The organism is Phycicoccus avicenniae (assembly GCF_018139485.1).
Lineage (GTDB): Bacteria > Actinomycetota > Actinomycetes > Actinomycetales > Dermatophilaceae > Phycicoccus > Phycicoccus avicenniae.
In genome coordinates, this window is the sequence record NZ_JAGSNF010000003.1 from 288,591 (window position 1) to 304,025 (window position 15,435).

The window sequence follows — 15,435 nt, forward strand, 5'->3', positions numbered from 1 at the left end:
CGTGAGCGCGTGCCCGACGCGCTCCGCCTCCCGCTGCGGCTGCTCGCCGCCGTCGCCGCCGGCCTCGCCCTGTGGTTGTCCTTCCCCGAGCACGACCTGTGGTGGCTCGCGCCCGTCGGGGTGGCCCTGCTCGGCGGCGCCACGCTGCGCGCCGGAGGCCCTCAGGGCTTCCTCCTCGGCTTCGTCGCCGGGCTCGCCGTCTTCGTCCCGACGCTGTCGTGGACCGGGATCTACGTCGGGCGCCTGCCGTGGTTCGCCCTCGCCGTCCTCGAGGCGCTGTACGTCGCCCTCCAGTGCTCGCTCACCGGGTTCGCCGGACGCCGTCTCGCCGCCGCCGGGGCCACCCGCGCCGCCTACGCCCTGATCCCGCTCGGCTGGGTGGCCCAGGAGTGGCTGCGCGGGACCCAGCCCTGGGGCGGCTTCCCCTGGGCCCGGCTCGCGTTCAGCCAGGCCGACAGCCCGCTGGCCCACCTCGCGCGCTGGTTCGGCGCCCCCGGGGTGACGTTCGCCGTCGCCCTCGTCGGGACGCTCCTGCTCGTCTCCGTGGTCTTCCTCGTCCGCGGCCCGCGCATCGTCGCGCCGCTGCCGGCCCTCCTCGCCGCGGCGGTCGTCCTCCTCTCCGGGACGGTCCCGCTGCCGACCGACGGGCGCCAGGCGACGATCGGCTTCGTCCAGGGCAACGTCCCCGAACCCGGGCTGTCGTTCAACGCCGAGCGCCGGGCGGTCCTGGACAACCACGTCACCGGCACCGAACGCCTCGCGGAGAGCGCCCCGGAGGACCTCAGCCTCGTCGTGTGGCCCGAGAACGCCTCCGACATCGACCCGCTGCGCAACGAGGACGCCGCCGAGCAGGTCCGCCGGGCGCAGGCCGCCGTCGACGTCCCGCTCGTCGTCGGGGCCGTCCTCGCCGAGCCCGCCGACGCCAGCTCCAACGTGTCGCTCTTCTACACCGGGCAGGGGGAGCCCGCCGACCGGTACACGAAGATCCACCCGGTCCCGTTCGCCGAGTACATCCCGCACCGCGAGTTCTTCCGGACGTTCACCCCGATGGCCGACCTCGCCGGCAACTTCGTCGCGGGGGACGAGATCGGGGTCTTCGACGTGCCGGCGCCCGGCGGCTCCTACGCCGCCCTGCCGACGATCTGCTTCGAGGTGGCCTACGACGGGCTGATGCGCGACAGCGTCCTCGCGGCGGGGGACCGGGACTCCGTCATCCTCGTCCAGACGAACAACGCGACGTTCGGCTTCACCGCCGAGTCGGAGCAGCAGTTCGCCATCTCCCGGCTCCGCGCCATCGAGCACGGCCGCAGCGTCGTCCACGTCTCCACCGTCGGGGTCTCGGGCTTCGTCGCCCCCGACGGGTCGGTGACCGGCAAGACCGGGCTCTTCACGGCGGAGCAGGGGATCGGTCGCCCGGTCCTGCGGAGCGGGACGACGCTCTCGGACCGCCTGGGACCGGCGCCGCAGGCCCTCGCGACCGCCGTGCTCGGCCTGCTCGTCCTCGCCTCGGTCCGCTCCGGGCACCGCGCTAGGGTGACGGGAACGCCCCGACCCGCCGAGGACCGCCCCCGTGCCTGAACCCGCCCGCCCCCCGCTGGCGCGCGTCGTCGTGCTCATCCCGACGTACAACGAGCGGGACACGCTCCCCGCCGCCGTCGCCGGCGTCCGGCAGCACGCCCCCGAGGCCGACGTCCTCGTCATCGACGACGCCTCGCCGGACGGCACCGGTGCGGTCGCTGACGTGCTCGCCGCCGAGGACCCCCACGTGCACGTCGTCCACCGTGCCGGCAAGGAGGGGCTCGGGGCTGCGTACCTCGAGGGGTTCTCCTGGGCCCTCGAACGCGGCTACGACGCCCTCGTCGAGATGGACGCCGACGGCTCGCACCGCCCGCGGGACCTGCCGTCGCTGCTGGCCGCAGCGGCCGACGCCGACGTCGTCATCGGGTCCCGCTGGGTGCGCGGCGGCTCGGTCGTCAACTGGCCGGTGCACCGCAAGGCGCTGTCGGTCGGGGGGAACCTCTACGTCCGGGCGCTGCTCGGGATGCCGGTCCACGACGCGACCGCCGGCTTCCGGGTCTACCGCGCCGACGCCCTGCACGCGATGGGCCTGGCCGACGTCGCGTCGCAGGGCTACTGCTTCCAGACCGACCTCACGTGGCGGGCCGTCCGCGCGGGGCTCACCGTCGTCGAGGTCCCCATCACCTTCGTCGAGCGCGAGGTCGGGACGTCGAAGATGAGCGGCGACATCGTCGCCGAGTCGCTGCGGCGGATCACCGGCTGGGGGCTGGCGCACCGGGCCGGGCAGGTCCGCGACCGCGTCCCCCGGCGCACCGAACGGTGGCACGACCTGTGAGCCCCACCGGGTCGACGCCCTACGCCTCCCGCGGCCGCCGTGGACGCGTGCTGCGGCTGGTCTTCCTCGCGATCCTCCTCGTCCCCATGGTCGAGATCGCCGTCATCATCGCCGTCGGCCGCACGATCGGGGGGTGGCCCACCTTCGGCCTGCTGCTCCTGGAGTCCCTCGTCGGAGCCGTCATCGTCCAGCGCGAGGGGGGACGGGCCTGGTCGGCCCTGCGGGAGGCGCTGCGCAGCGGCCGGATGCCCAGCCACCAGCTCGCCGACGCCGCCCTCGTGCTCGTCGGGGGGACGCTGCTGCTCACCCCCGGCTTCGTCACCGACGTCGTCGGCTTCTTCGTCGTGCTGCCGGTGACCCGGCCGATCACCCGGCGGTGGCTCGAGGCGCTCGTCGCCCGGCGCCTGCTGGGCCCCTTCGGCGAGTGGCCGGGGCGCGGCCCCGGTGGCCCGGGTGGCCCAGGTCGACGGGACGACGGGCCGGACGTCGTCGAGGGCGAGATCATCGACTGACGGGAGCACTGCGTCCCGGACACACGAACGCGCCGGTCACCTCGCGGTGACCGGCGCGTCGTTCGCGGAGCGGTGCGTCAGGCCGACTTCTTCTTCTTCGGCTTCTCACCGCGCGACTCGCGCAGGAGCGTCAGCCGCTCCTGGAGCAGCTCCTCGAGCTCGGGGATGGAGCGGCGCTCGAGCAGCATGTCCCAGTGGGTGCGCTGCGGCTTGACGGGCTTGACCTCGACGTCGGCGCCGCCGCCCTGCAGCTTCGCCTCGGCGCCGCAGCGGCACTCCCACACCGGCGGCACCTCGGCCTCGACGGAGAACGGCAGCTCGATCTGGTGGCCGTTCGGGCACAGGTACGTCGTAATGCGACGCTCGGAGGGGACGACGTTGTCGTCGGTCTCCATGCTCAGGGCGCCGAGCCGACTGCCGCGCAGGCTGCGTTCTGCCATGGTTGTCTCCCGGGGGTCTCGGATGTCCCGGACGGGGTCCTCTCGACCGGGTCATGGGTGGAGAACGTGCATGGGGGGTTCGTTGTTCCGGCGCCCGGCGGTTGTCGAGGGGTCGTGTGACCTACGTCACAACCGTCCCCGGTGCCGTCCCCGGGCGGCGCCACGATGCGCGCGCGTTCTCCCGCCGGGAGAGAGTACACGTCGCTACCGTCTCGGTGTGACCACACCTCCCGCCGGCCACGTCGACGTGACCGGCCCCGCCGCGCTCGACCTCGCCGGACCCACCGCCAAGCGCCGAGTCCTCGCCTGGGGGATGTGGGACTGGGGGACCCAGCCGTTCAACACCGTCATCACGACGTTCGTCTTCTCCGTCTACATCACGGGCGAGGCCTTCGGGTCGACGAACACGACGTCCACGGCGCTGGCCGTCTCCACCGCGGTCGCGGGTCTGCTCGTCGCGCTGCTCGCCCCGGTGCTCGGGCAGAACTCGGACCGGTCGGGCCGGACGGTGAGCCACCTGAGGGTTCAGACCTTGGTCGTCGCCCTCCTGTCCGCCGCCCTCTTCGTCGTGCTGCCCGAGCCCGGGTTCCTCTGGGTGGGTCTCGGGCTGCTCGCCGTCGGGTCGGTCGTCTCCGAGATCGCGGGGGTCAACTACAACTCGACGATCGACCAGGTCGCGACGCCCCGGACCGTCGGCCGGGTGTCCGGCGTCGGATGGGGGATGGGCTACCTCGGCGGCATCATCGTCCTGCTGCTCATCTACGTCCTCTTCATCCAGCCCGAGGTCGGCCTCTTCGGCGTCACGGGGGAGGACGGGCTCGACATCCGGGTGTCGATGCTGGTCTGCGGGCTGTGGATCGCCCTCTTCACCGTCCCCGCCTTCCTCGTCCTCAGGGACCGTCCGCGGGAGCGCGCGCCGCGGGTGGGGGTCGCCGACTCCTACCGCCTCGTCTGGGCCTCGATCCGGGCGCTGTGGAGCTCGTCCCGGCACACGGTCTACTTCCTCATGGCTTCCGCGCTGTTCCGCGACGGGCTCGCCGGCGTCTTCGCCTTCGGGGCGGTGCTCGCCGCGGGCACCTTCGGGCTCTCGGCGGCCGACGTCATCGTCTTCGGAGCCGCGGCCAACATCGTCGCGGGCGTCGCGACGATGCTCTTCGGGATGCTCGACGACCGGCTCGGGCCGAAGCGGGTCATCCTCGTCTCGCTCGCCGCGCTCGTCGTCCTCGGGCTCGGGATCTTCGTGTTCCACGACGGGGGCGCCGTCGTCTTCTGGACGCTCGGCCTGCTCATGACGGTGTTCGTCGGCCCGGCCCAGGCCGCGTCCCGCAGCTTCCTCGCGCGTCTGGTGCCGCAGGGCAAGGGCGGTGAGATCTTCGGTCTGTACGCGACGACCGGCCGGGTCGTGTCGTTCCTGTCGCCGCTCGCCTTCGGCGTGTTCATCGCCCTCGGCGCCGCGGTGACGGGGGAGGAGAACACCCAGTACTGGGGGATCCTCGGGATCGTCCTCATCCTCGCGGCCGGCTTCGCCGTGATGCTCCCGGTCAAGGAGCACGGCGAGCACCGCGTCGGCTAGGAGAGCGAGGCTCCGCTCAGCCGGCGAACTCCCAGTGCCACGGCTCGGGGAGCGACCCCCCGGCGCCGGCCCAGGACGGGTGGAACCAGCCGTACAGCGGGGCGTTCTGGCGCATCCACTGATGGGCGGGGGAGCCGAAGTCCTGGACGCCACCGCAGAGGTCGACGGCGCGGCCCAGCCCGTGGCGTGAGGTGCCCGGCGTCGCGGCCATGTGCCCGTGGCTGCCCTTGATCGCGACCTGCTCCGGGAGCGAGCGGTAGGAGTCGGTGACGCACAGAGGGGTGCCGGTCTGTGCGGCGTACGCCTTGCTCAGGGCGTTGAAGGAGGCCGCGGCCTCGGGGGAGAGGCGCTCGCCGGGCTGGCGCCACACGGGGCAGAGGGCACTCGAGGGGAAGAGACCGTTGGCGAACGTGCCGGTCTCGTCGGTGCAGGGCTTGCCGACGTCGGCGGTGTCGACGACGGCGCCGCTGAGGGCGGCCCGCAGCCGCTCGGCCGCGGCCTTGGCCTCGGGGGTGCGGGCCCCGACGAGGATGTTCGCCACCGGGCCCGCCTTGTCGACCTCGGCCATCTGCAGCTTGCGGAGCTCGCCGACACGGGCCCGCTGGGCCTTGAGCAGCGTCTCGAGCCGCTCGCTGTCCTTCTCGATCCGGGTCCGGGCCTCGCGCGCGGTCTTTTCCGCCTCGTCGGCGGCCTCGGTGAGCCGCTCCTGCTCGGCGGTGAGGCTGCGCACCTCGGCGACGGCGCGGGTGCGCTGGTCGGTGAGGTAGGCGAGGTCGCCGAGCGGGTTGCCGGCCTCGTCCTCCTCGGACTGCATCGCGTCGAGCATGCCCTCGAGGTCGGCGTGCTCGCCCCCGCTGTAGACGTCGAAGGCCCAGCTGCGCATGATCGCCCGGGCCTTGGCGAGCCGGGCCTCGAGCGAGATGAGGTCGCGGTGGGCCTGCGAGGACTCCTCGCTGGCCGCGTCCTCGGCGTCGGTCGCGGCCGCGAGGGACTCCAGGACGTCGTTGGAGCGGTCCGAGAGACGGTCCATGCGGCGCATCTCGACGGCGACCTCGGACGAGGACTCCTCGAGGATCGCGGCGATCCGCTCGGCCTCGGCGATCTGGGCCGCGAGGACCTCACCCGCGAGGGGGGCCGGGGCGTCGGGCTCGGCGTGCCCGCTCTCGGGCTCCGGCGGCGGGGGTGCGTCGTCCGAGGAGGGCGGCGTGCTCGGTGACGGGGCCGGCGAGGAGGTGGTCGGCGAGGGGGTCCGGGTGGCCGACGGCGAGGGAGTCGACGTCGGGGTGGGGGTCGGCGTCGGGCTCGCGCTGGGCGTGGCCGACGCGGTCTCGTCGGAGGCGAAGGTGAGGTCACCGGAGTCGGCGACGGCGGGGGCGAGCGAGCCCAGCACCGCGAGCGCCGCGACGACCGTCACGGCAGCACCGCGCACGATGGCTCCAGCACCGAGCGAACGCACCAACAACCTGCTTCCTGTCGACAGCACGGGCCGCAACCAACCCCGGGCGCGCCCTGCTCCGCGCCCTCCGTCGAGCATAGGTGTCACCTCGACGCGGCGGCACCCGTTGGGTCGGCCGAACGGACCGTTCCCGCGGTGCGATCGTCACATCAGCATCATGAGTCACACGAGTACCTCGGGCAGGACGCCGTGGTCGTCCACAGGCCCCGCCGGCCACCGTCCCCCGTCCACAGTCCGGGCGCGGCCGTGGCGGGGGAGGGCGGCCGCCGGTTGGCTGGACCGAGGACCGGGGAGGAGAGGCGATGAGCGGGACGGATGTCAACGAGGTGCACCTCGTGGGACGGGTCACGGCGGTGGGGGAGGTGACCGAGCTCCCGAGCGGGGACCTCGTGCACTCCCTGCGGGTGACCGTGCGACGGGTCGGCCGGGGGAACGGACGCACGGTGGTCGACGCGGTCGACGTCGCGTGCTGGAGCGCCGCGACGCGGCGGGTGGCCGGGCGGCTCGTGGTCCAGGACCGGGTGGAGGTGACCGGCGCGCTGCGGCGACGGTTCTTCCGCACCGGCGGCGGCGCGGCGAGCCGGTATGAGGTCGAGGCCCACCGCATCCGCCGCGCACCGTCGACCGGGGGCCCGTCCGGCTAGCCCTCGGGCTGCGGGGTGGCCGTCGTGCCGTCCGTGCCGGCGTGACAGGGCGCCCCCGGCTCGAGGGTGTCCGGCCCCTGCCGGTAGGCGACGACGAACTCCTTCAGCCGCGGGTCGTCGACCCCGTCGAGAGCGACCTGGGCGCCCCAGGCCGTCGCGACGACGGGCGCCTCGAGCCCGGGGTAGGGGGAGACGACGACGTAGGTGTCCGGGAGCGAGGCGACGAGCGCGTCCACCTGGTCCGCGGCCGTGTCCGGGCGGTAGGCCACCCAGACCGCGCCGTGCTCGAGTGAGTGCACCGCGTTCTCGTCCGGCACCGGCTCGTCGTAGACCCCGCAGTCCAACCACGTCGGGTGGTGCGGGCCCCCGGCGCCCGGCGTCATCGGGTAGTCCACGGGCGTCGTCACGTGCGACGGCTCGAGGTCCCACGTCACGAGGCCGTCGATGTCGGGGGTGTCGTCCCCGCTCCCGCACCCGGTGAGGCCGGCGAGGGCGAGCGACGCGGCGGCGACCGGTCCGGCCCTCACGCCGGGGCTCGCTCCTCGAGCATGCCTTCCATGAGCGTGATCTCCGCACTCTGGGCGTTCTCCATCGCGCGGGCGAGGCTGCGCACCTCGTCGGTGCGCGCGTCCGCGACGGCCGCGATCGCCATGTCGACCCCGCCGCGGTGGTGGGCGATCATCAGCTCGAGGAAGAGCCGCTCGGCCTCGACGCCGCTCGCGGCCCGCAGGTCGTCGAGCTGCTCGGGGGTGGCCAGCCCGGGCATCGGCTGCCCCGCCTCGACATGGGCGGCGTGCTCACCGCCGACCCAGGCCATCTCGGGGGACGAGCCGGTCTGGGGGAGACCCCACTGCCGCAGCCAGCCGTACATCTGTCCGGCCTGCTGCTGCTGGCTCGTGATGATGTCGAAGGCGAGCGTGCGCACCGCCGGGTCCTGCGTGCGGTCGCGCACGATGAAGGACATCTCGACCGCCTGCAGGTGGTGCTTCTGCATGTCCCGGGCGAACCCGGCGTCGACCCCGAAGTCCGGCACCGTCGGCCCCGACTGACGGGTGACGGCCCAGCCGAGCGTCACCCCGAGCGCGAGGGCGAGCACGGCGACGACCGCGACGACGCCGCGGCCGACGCCCGTGCGCCCGGGCTCGAGGTGGTCCTCAGTCACGACGAGGGCTGCTCCATCGCCGCGCCGCCCATCCCGGACTCGTCGGTGCCGCCGGTGCACGCGGCGCCCGGCTCGGGGGTCTGCGGACCCTGGCGGTAGTCACGGACGAACTGCTCGAGACGCCGGTCGTCGACGCCGTCGAGCTCGAGCTGGACGCCCCAGGCCGAGGCGACGACCGGCGCCTGCAGGCCCTCCATGGGGGAGACGATCATGTACGTGTCCGGCACGCTGTCGACGAGGGCCTCGACCTGGTCGGCCGGCAGGTCGGGACGGTAGGTGACCCAGACGGCACCGTGCTCGAGCGAGTGGACCGCGTGGTTGGCCGGCACCTCGACGTCGTAGACGCCGCAGTTGAGCCACACCGGGTGGTGGTTGCCACCGACCGGCGGGGTCTGGTCGTACTCGACGGGCTCGGTCACGTGGTCCGCGGTGAGCCCGTCGAACTCCTGGACGGCGTCGAGCGTCGGCCGGGTGGAGACGTCGCGGTAGATCGTCACGCCGACGATGCCGGCGATGACGAGGACGACCCCGGCGATGCCGCCGACGAGCAGGAGGCGGGAGCGGCGCTCCTTGGCGGCCTGCTGCTTCTTCATCGCCTCGAGGGCGTCACGGTTCTTGCGCCCGGACGTGCCGGAGTTCTTGCTCACGGTGGTTGGCTCCTGGGTCGGTGTCGTGTCTCGGCATCGGCCGTCGCGCCACGGGGCGCACCCGGTCCAGCGAACGGACCGCGGGACGGGTTCCCAGGATCCCACGGTTTCCTGGACGGCTCACGCGAGACCGACGGAGCGGCGGCCACCGGGAACCCGTGAGATAGCCACCGAAAACGCCGATAATCCACATTATGTCAATACGGCGGAGCTGGAGCAGCCCGGTGCCCCTCCCGGCCCTCAGTCCACGCCCGCCGCGGCCAGCACCTCGTGCGGCGTGTGGGTCCCCGGCGGCCTCCCCTCCCGCGTCGCTGCGAGCACGAGCCGGGTGAGCGCCGCGTTGACCGGCGTCGGGACCCCGGCCCGCGCACCGATCCGGACGACCTCGCCGTTCAGCGCGTCGACCTCCGAGGTGCCCGTCCCGCGCGCCAGGCTCTGCCACGTCGAGCTGCCCGGGCGGTCCCGTCCGGCGATCGGCCGGACCCGCAGGACGTCGGCGCGACGGGCCCGGTCCTCGTCCTCGCTCGCGTGGGCGATCCCGGCGGCGGCGAGGACGGCGCGCCCCTCCTCGCCGGTCCGTCGCAGCAGGTCGCTCCCCCGTCCGGCGTCCCCGCACAGCGCGACGACAGCGTTGCCGAGGTTCATGAGCAGCTTCGTGTGCTTCCAGCGCGCGATGTCCGGCACCGCCCGGCTGTCGACGCCCGCCCCGCGGAACACCGCCGCGACGGCGTCGTCGACCGCGTCGACGCCCCCCGGGCCACCGCCCGACGTCGACCATGCCGACGGTCGGCGTCGAGAACGCCAGCACCTCCCCCGGCGAGAGGTGCGCGGCGGGCATCATGACGAGCCCGCCGTGGACGTCGGAGCACGACCTCGCCACGACCTCCTCGTTCGTCACCCCGTTCTGGGCGCACACGACGGGGACGTCACGCAGGTGACCGGCGCCGAGCGAGGCCGCGACAGCCTCGGTGTCCTGGCTCTTCACCGTGAGCAGGACGACGTCGACGTCGGGCGCGTCGGCCACGTCACCGACACACGGCAGCGGCACGGTGACGTCCTCCTCCGGGGTCAGCAGCCGCAGACCGTCGCGGACGACCGCCGAACGGTGCTCCCCGCGCGCGACCGCGGTGACCTCGTGCCCGGCCCGGGCGAGCCGGACCGCGAGGGTCCCTCCGATGGCACCGATCCCGACGACGAGTACGCGCATGCCCGCGATCCTGCCCTCTCCCCCGGTCGAATCGGCGCACCGGCCCGCCGATGCCTAGAGTCGGCACCGTGACCGGCGACGCGCTGCCCCTGGGCTACACCAACCGCACCGGCCGCCCGCGCGGGCTCGTGACACGGGCGCTGGGCGTCGTCCTCCCGGGCGTGCGGTCGGTCAACGGGCACGCGGAGCGGTACGCCGACGCGTGGAGCGCCCACAACCGGGACGCTCTCGCCGCCCCCGGCCGGCGCTGGGTCGTCCTCGGCGACTCGATGTCCCAGTCGGTCGGCGCCTCGTCGTGGGACGCCGGGTGGGTCGACGTCGCGGCCGCCACCCTGCGGGACGAGGGCCACCCCCTCACCGTCGTCAACCTCTCGGCGACCGGTGCCCGGACCCGGGACGTGCTCGACCAGCAGCTCCCGGTCCTGCGCGACCTGCCGCCCGCCGACTCGCCCGACGACGACCTCGTCACCGTCATGGTCGGCTCCAACGACCTGTTCGCCGGTGGCGCGGTGCGACGGCGCCTGCCGGACGCCTTCGGCGAGCTCGTGACGGCCCTCCCCCGCGGCAGTGTCATCGCCTCGCTCCCCCAGCCGCGGACGGCGGCCCAGCAGGCGAACCGTCATCTCGAGGACGCCTCCGCGAGAGGCGATCTCATGATGGTCGACATGCGCGCCGAGGGTCCGACGTCCTGGCGGGGCCGGCTCGCGACGGACTTCTTCCACCCGAACGACGCGGGCTACGTCGAGATCGCCCGAGCCTTCCTGCCGACCCTGCGCCGGGCGCTCGCCCAGCGGTGACCGCCCTCAGAGGACCTTGGAGAGGAAGGACTGGGTGCGCTCCTCCTGGGGGTCGCCGAGGACCGTGCGGGGGTCGCCCTCCTCGACGATGACGCCGCCGTCCATGAAGACGAGCTTGTGGCCGACCTCACGGGCGAAGCCCATCTCGTGGGTGACGACCATCATCGTCATGCCCTCCGAGGCGAGGTCCTTCATGACACCGAGGACGTCCCCGACGAGCTCGGGGTCCAGCGCGGACGTCGGCTCGTCGAAGAGCATGAGGTCGGGGTCCATCGACAGGGCACGGGCGATGGCGATGCGCTGCTGCTGTCCGCCGGACAGGTGGGCCGGGTAGGAGTCCTCGCGCTCGGCGAGGCCGACCTTCTCGAGGTTCCTGCGCGCGACCTCCACGGCCTCGTCCTTCTTCCGCTTCTTGACCTTCGTCTGGGCGACGGTGAGGTTGTCGAGCACGCTGAGGTGCGGGAAGAGGTTGAACTGCTGGAACACCATCCCGATCCGGGCCCGGAGCGCGTCGAGGTCGATGTCGGGGTCGGTGACCTCGACCCCCTCGACGAAGACCTTGCCGGAGGTCGGCTCCTCGAGCCGGTTGATGCAGCGCAGCAGCGTGGACTTGCCGGACCCGGACGGCCCGATGACGCAGACGACGGTGCCGCGGTCGACGTGGAAGTCGATGCCGGTGAGCACCTGGTTGTCTCCGAAGTACTTGTGCAGCTGCTGGACGTCGATCGCCGGGGCGTTCTCGTCGACGGTGATCTGGGACATCAGCGGGCCCTGTCGGCTCGGGCCTCCATGCGTCTGACGACGACGGAGAGCGGGACGGTGATGAGCAGGTAGCACAGCGCCGCGGCGAACAGCGGTGTGAGGTTCGTGTACTGGTTGAGCCCCTCACGGCCGAACTTGGTCAGCTCGTAGTCGGAGAAGCTGAGGCCGATGAGGTAGACGAGCGAGGAGTCCTTCGTGAGGAGGATCAGCTCGTTCGTCAGTGGCGGCAGGATGATCCGGAAGGCCTGCGGGATGACGATCGTGACCATCGCCCGCGTCGAGGACATGCCGAGCGAGCGGGCGGCCTCGACCTGCCCCTTGGGCACGGCCTGGATGCCGGCGCGGATCGTCTCGGCCATGTACGCGGCGCCGACGAGACCGAGGGCGACCGTCACGGTGCCGAACGTCCCGCCCGGCAGCGCGCGGCCCGGGAAGGCGACGGGCAGGCCGTAGTAGAAGCCGATGAAGACGATGAGCGCCGGGACGCCGCGGAAGAACTCGATGAAGGTCGTCGCGATCCACCGGTACGGGCCGACCGACGACAGCCGCATGAGGGCCAGGACGAGACCGAGCACGAGACCGAAGACGAACGCGCCGGCCGTGTAGTAGATCGTGTTCTTCAGGGCGACCGTGAACAGGTCGGGGAACAGCTCGGGGAGGATCTCCCCGTTGAGGAACGTCTGCTGGAGGGTCCCCCAGTCGGCGGCGAGGGCGATCGCCACCACCACCACCCCGAGGACGGCGTACTGGATGCCCCGGCTGACCTGGGCACGCTTACGGGGGCTCATGGCCATGGGGTGTCGTCCTCGGGGGTGGTGGTGTGGTCGGTCTCGTCAGCGAGGGGTCACTCGGACTCCGGCGCCTGGCCGAACCACTCCGTGTAGATCTCGTCGTAGGTCCCGTCCTCCTGGACCGTGGCGATGACCTCGTTGATCGAGGCGAGCAGCTCGTCGTTGCCGTCCTTGCGGACCGCGAAGCCGTACTCCTCACCGGTCTCGAACTCGGCGGTGACGAAGGTGCCCTCGTTCTTGTTCGCGTAGTCCAGGAGCGGACCGTTGTCCTGGATGATCGCGTCGACCTGGCCGTTGCTCACGGCCTGGGTCTGGAGGCCGAGGTCCTCGAAGGAGCGGATCTCGACGTCCTCGGGGGCGTTCTCCTCGGCGTAGATCTCGCCCGTCGTCCCGGTCATGACACCGAGGCTCATCCCGGACAGGTCCTCGAGACTGGTGATCGACTCGTCGGTCGTGAGCAGCGCCTGCGTCGCGTTGAAGTACGGGTCGCTGAAGTCGATGGCCTCGGCCCGGGCGTCGGTGATCGTCATGCCCGCGGCAGCGACGTCGCACAGCCCGGAGTTCAGCGCCTGGCCCGACTGGATGCCGTCGAAGCCGGTGACCTCGACCGACTTCTCGAGACCGTTGGCCTCGGCGATGGCGTCCATCATCGCCATGTCGAAGCCGACGACCTCGTTCCCCTGGCGGAACTCGAAGGGCTCGTAGGGCAGCGACGTGCAGACGGTGAGCGTGCCCTCGGAGATGAGGTTGGCCCCGCTCTCGCTGGTCGTGGTCTCGGTGGCGCAGGCCGACGCGGTGAGCGCGAGGGCCCCGCCGGCGAGGATGCTGGTCATTCGACGCGTGTTCATAGTGAGGCACCCTAGGGCGGGGACGGTCACGGTGCACGCACCTGCGTGTTTCGGATGTGCAACATCCGCCGTTCCCGCGCACCGGGTGCCGCCGTAGCCTGAGCCCGGTGCAGTGCGACTACTTCGACGCCGGCCGGTGCCGCTCGTGCACCCTCATGGGAGTGCCCTACGCCACCCAGCTCGCCGACAAGCAGCGGCACGTCGCCGAGGTGCTCTCCGCGCACGTGCCGCCGGGAGCGTGGGACCAGCCGGTCCGCTCCCCCGCCTCGCACTTCCGGAACAAGGCCAAGCTCGTCGTCGGCGGTCGTCCCGGACGCCCGACCTTCGGCATCCTCGACGCGGGCGGCCGGGGCGTCGACCTGCGACGGTGCGGCCTCTACGAGCCGGGGCTGACCGCGACTTTCGACCCGCTGCACCACGTCGTCGCCGACCTCGGCATCGCACCGTACGACGTCCCCGGCCGCCGCGGCGAGCTCAAGCACGTCATCGTCACCCACTCCCCCGACGGCGAGCACCTCGTCCGGTTCGTCGTGCGCAGCGAGGCCGCGGCGCAGTCGCTGCGGGAGGCCCTGCCCGCGGTCCGCTCCGCCGTCCCGAGCGCCCGCGTCGTCACCGTCAACGTCCACCCGGAGCACAAGGCCGTCCTCGAGGGAGAGGTCGAGCACGTGCTCACCGACGAGCGGCTGCTGCCGATGCGGCTCCCCGGCGCCCGGCTGCTCCTCGGCCCGCGCTCCTTCTTCCAGACGAACACGGCGGTCGCCGCGGCCCTCTACGAGCAGGCGCGCGCCTGGGTCACCGAGACCGCGGCCCGGACGGTGTGGGACCTCTACTGCGGGGTCGGCGGCTTCGCCCTGCACCTCGCTGCTCCGGAGCGGTCCGTCGTCGGCGTCGAGACCTCGGCCGAGGCGGTCGGGGCCGCCCGGGCGGCGGCGGCCGACGTGCCGGGCGACGTCCGCTTCCACGCCGGCGACGCGACCACCGACCCGCCCGGCGGCCCGGACCCGGACCTCGTCGTCGTGAACCCGCCGCGGCGCGGCATCGGACCGGACCTCGCGGCCCTCCTCGACCGCTCACCCTCCCGCCACGTCGTCTACTCCAGCTGCGACGTCACCTCGCTGGAGCGCGACCTCGCCGCGATGCCGTCGCTGCGGGTCGTCGCCGCCCGGCTCGCCGACATGTTCCCGCAGACCCGGCACGTGGAGACGCTCGTCCTCCTGGAGCGCACGCAGGCCCCCGCCCGCCTACGGTGAGGCCATGACCTTCTCCATCGCCGCCCGGGACGGGGACGCCTGGGGCGTCGCCGTCGCCAGCAAGTTCCTCGCCGTCGGCTCCATCGTGCCCCGGGTGGGACTGCACGGTCCCGCCGTCGCGACCCAGGCGATGGCCCGGGTGGCCTACCTCGACGAGCTCGAGGCCGCCGTGGCCGCCGGCACCCCGGTGACCGAGGCGCTCGCCGCCGCCGTCGCCGGGGACGAGGGACGCGAGCACCGTCAGGTCGGTCTCGTCGCCCCGGACGGGGCCGCGTCGTACACCGGCTCGGAGTGCCTGCACTGGGCCGGCGGACGCAGCGGCCAGGACGGCGACACCGCGTACGCGGTCCAGGGCAACATCCTCGTCGGCCCCCGGGTCGTCGAGGCCATGGAGTCCGCGTGGCACGAGGGGGCGGGCCTCCCGCTCGACCACCGCCTGCTCGGCGTCCTGCTCGCCGGGGACACCGAGGGCGGTGACGCGCGCGGGCGCCAGAGCGCCGCGCTGCTCGTCCGCTGCCCCGGGGCCGGGTACGACGGGTGTGGTGTCGTCGCCGACCTGCGGGTCGACGACCACGACGACGCCCCCCGCGAGCTCGCCCGGCTGCACTCCCTCTCCACCCTCTTCTTCGGGACACCCGAGGACGTGCAGCCGCTCGAGGGGTCCCTGCGCGGCGAGGTGACCTGGCTCCTCACGGCACTCGGTCACGCCCCGGTCGACGACGACGTCGCGGGCGCGCTCGAGGCCTGGGCCGGCGAGGCCAACCTGGAGAACCGGATGACGCCGGACGGGGTCGACGCCCGCGTCCTCGAGACGCTGCGCGAGACGGCGGGGACGTCCCGGACCGCGGGCTGACCGAACCCTTACCGACTCCTGACGCGCGCGGGGGTGACGCCCGGGTCGGGGACACCTACCGTGGACGGCGGTGGTCCACGCCCTGCGAGGCCCTCGGCCGACGTCGCCGTCCGCGGCACGTCGCTTGTCCTCCCCCTCCG

General features: G+C 73.2%; 18 protein-coding genes and 1 pseudogene. 9 read left to right on the plus strand and 10 right to left on the minus strand.

Annotated features, from left to right (window positions below; all coding sequences use genetic code 11):
- Positions 1 to 9 precede the first annotated feature (9 nt).
- The 3 genes from lnt to KC207_RS03360 are packed head-to-tail and all read left to right on the plus strand — an operon-like array spanning position 10 to position 2,865.
- Positions 10 to 1,578: an apolipoprotein N-acyltransferase gene (gene lnt, locus KC207_RS03350; RefSeq protein WP_249138521.1), complete on the plus strand. Its 1,569-nt coding sequence runs from the start codon at positions 10 to 12 to the stop codon at positions 1,576 to 1,578.
- A complete protein-coding gene (locus KC207_RS03355) occupies positions 1,571 to 2,353 on the plus strand; it encodes a polyprenol monophosphomannose synthase (protein WP_211601478.1) in 783 nt (260 codons plus the stop codon). The genes lnt and KC207_RS03355 overlap by 8 nt, the downstream gene beginning before the upstream one ends.
- On the plus strand, positions 2,350 to 2,865 hold the full coding sequence (locus tag KC207_RS03360; protein WP_211601479.1) for an FxsA family protein: 516 nt from the start codon (positions 2,350 to 2,352) through the stop codon (positions 2,863 to 2,865). The genes KC207_RS03355 and KC207_RS03360 overlap by 4 nt, the downstream gene beginning before the upstream one ends.
- A 77-nt stretch (positions 2,866 to 2,942) precedes the next feature.
- Here KC207_RS03360 and KC207_RS03365 read toward each other — a convergent pair whose 3' ends face one another.
- Positions 2,943 to 3,305: an RNA polymerase-binding protein RbpA gene (locus KC207_RS03365; protein ID WP_211601480.1), complete on the minus strand. Its 363-nt coding sequence runs from the start codon at positions 3,303 to 3,305 to the stop codon at positions 2,943 to 2,945.
- A gap of 217 nt (positions 3,306 to 3,522) precedes the next feature.
- Here KC207_RS03365 and KC207_RS03370 point away from each other — a divergent pair, with 217 nt between their 5' ends.
- Positions 3,523 to 4,878: an MFS transporter gene (locus tag KC207_RS03370; protein ID WP_249138522.1), complete on the plus strand. Its 1,356-nt coding sequence runs from the start codon at positions 3,523 to 3,525 to the stop codon at positions 4,876 to 4,878.
- A 16-nt stretch (positions 4,879 to 4,894) separates the two neighbouring features.
- Here KC207_RS03370 and KC207_RS03375 read toward each other — a convergent pair whose 3' ends face one another.
- Complete coding sequence (locus KC207_RS03375) at positions 4,895 to 6,307, minus strand: M15 family metallopeptidase (RefSeq protein ID WP_211601481.1); 1,413 nt, start codon at positions 6,305 to 6,307, stop codon at positions 4,895 to 4,897.
- 329 nt (positions 6,308 to 6,636) lie between these two features.
- Between KC207_RS03375 and KC207_RS03380 the strand changes: the two genes are divergently transcribed.
- Complete coding sequence (locus KC207_RS03380) at positions 6,637 to 6,978, plus strand: single-stranded DNA-binding protein (RefSeq protein WP_211601482.1); 342 nt, start codon at positions 6,637 to 6,639, stop codon at positions 6,976 to 6,978.
- On the opposite strand, the gene KC207_RS03385 is transcribed toward KC207_RS03380, so the two are convergent.
- From KC207_RS03385 to KC207_RS03400, 4 genes are all read right to left on the minus strand, one after another.
- Entirely contained in the window at positions 6,975 to 7,505 is a 531-nt protein-coding gene (locus tag KC207_RS03385; RefSeq protein ID WP_211601483.1) for a thioredoxin-like domain-containing protein, read from the minus strand. The two genes, KC207_RS03380 and KC207_RS03385, sit on opposite strands and share 4 nt — an antisense overlap.
- Complete coding sequence (locus KC207_RS03390) at positions 7,502 to 8,140, minus strand: DUF305 domain-containing protein (protein WP_211601484.1); 639 nt, start codon at positions 8,138 to 8,140, stop codon at positions 7,502 to 7,504. The genes KC207_RS03385 and KC207_RS03390 overlap by 4 nt, the downstream gene beginning before the upstream one ends.
- The gene (locus KC207_RS03395) at positions 8,137 to 8,787 is read right to left on the minus strand and encodes a thioredoxin-like domain-containing protein (protein WP_249138523.1); all 651 of its coding nucleotides are present in this window, start codon (positions 8,785 to 8,787) and stop codon (positions 8,137 to 8,139) included. Before KC207_RS03395 ends, KC207_RS03390 begins: the two co-directional genes overlap by 4 nt.
- A gap of 240 nt (positions 8,788 to 9,027) precedes the next feature.
- Positions 9,028 to 9,471, minus strand: coding sequence for a ketopantoate reductase family protein (locus KC207_RS03400; RefSeq protein ID WP_211601485.1), 444 nt, complete (start codon positions 9,469 to 9,471; stop codon positions 9,028 to 9,030).
- Between the two features lie 92 nt (positions 9,472 to 9,563).
- On the opposite strand from KC207_RS03400, the gene KC207_RS17125 reads away from it, so the two are divergent.
- On the plus strand, positions 9,564 to 9,725 hold the full coding sequence (locus KC207_RS17125; RefSeq protein WP_249138524.1) for a hypothetical protein: 162 nt from the start codon (positions 9,564 to 9,566) through the stop codon (positions 9,723 to 9,725).
- Here KC207_RS17125 and KC207_RS17070 read toward each other — a convergent pair.
- Positions 9,647 to 9,994, minus strand: a pseudogene (locus tag KC207_RS17070) (ketopantoate reductase family protein); the annotation flags it as partial. The gene KC207_RS17125 and the pseudogene KC207_RS17070 sit on opposite strands and share 79 nt — an antisense overlap.
- Before the next feature lie 68 nt (positions 9,995 to 10,062).
- Here KC207_RS17070 and KC207_RS03410 point away from each other — a divergent pair.
- On the plus strand, positions 10,063 to 10,791 hold the full coding sequence (locus KC207_RS03410; RefSeq protein WP_211601486.1) for an SGNH/GDSL hydrolase family protein: 729 nt from the start codon (positions 10,063 to 10,065) through the stop codon (positions 10,789 to 10,791).
- Positions 10,792 to 10,797: 6 nt separating this feature from the next.
- Here KC207_RS03410 and KC207_RS03415 read toward each other — a convergent pair whose 3' ends face one another.
- The 3 genes from KC207_RS03415 to KC207_RS03425 are packed head-to-tail and all read right to left on the minus strand — an operon-like array spanning position 10,798 to position 13,192.
- A complete protein-coding gene (locus KC207_RS03415) occupies positions 10,798 to 11,553 on the minus strand; it encodes an amino acid ABC transporter ATP-binding protein (RefSeq protein WP_211601487.1) in 756 nt (251 codons plus the stop codon).
- Complete coding sequence (locus KC207_RS03420; protein WP_211601488.1) at positions 11,553 to 12,347, minus strand: amino acid ABC transporter permease; 795 nt, start codon at positions 12,345 to 12,347, stop codon at positions 11,553 to 11,555. The genes KC207_RS03415 and KC207_RS03420 overlap by 1 nt, the downstream gene beginning before the upstream one ends.
- Positions 12,348 to 12,397: 50 nt before the next feature.
- Complete coding sequence (locus KC207_RS03425; RefSeq protein WP_211601489.1) at positions 12,398 to 13,192, minus strand: basic amino acid ABC transporter substrate-binding protein; 795 nt, start codon at positions 13,190 to 13,192, stop codon at positions 12,398 to 12,400.
- Positions 13,193 to 13,299: 107 nt separating this feature from the next.
- Between KC207_RS03425 and KC207_RS03430 the strand changes: the two genes are divergently transcribed.
- Both KC207_RS03430 and KC207_RS03435 read left to right on the plus strand, forming a co-directional pair.
- Positions 13,300 to 14,442 carry a methyltransferase domain-containing protein gene (locus tag KC207_RS03430; RefSeq protein WP_211601490.1) on the plus strand — a complete coding sequence of 381 codons (1,143 nt, stop codon included), beginning with the start codon at positions 13,300 to 13,302 and terminating at the stop codon, positions 14,440 to 14,442.
- Between the two features lie 4 nt (positions 14,443 to 14,446).
- On the plus strand, positions 14,447 to 15,295 hold the full coding sequence (locus KC207_RS03435) for a DUF1028 domain-containing protein (RefSeq protein ID WP_211601491.1): 849 nt from the start codon (positions 14,447 to 14,449) through the stop codon (positions 15,293 to 15,295).
- Positions 15,296 to 15,435 lie beyond the last annotated feature (140 nt).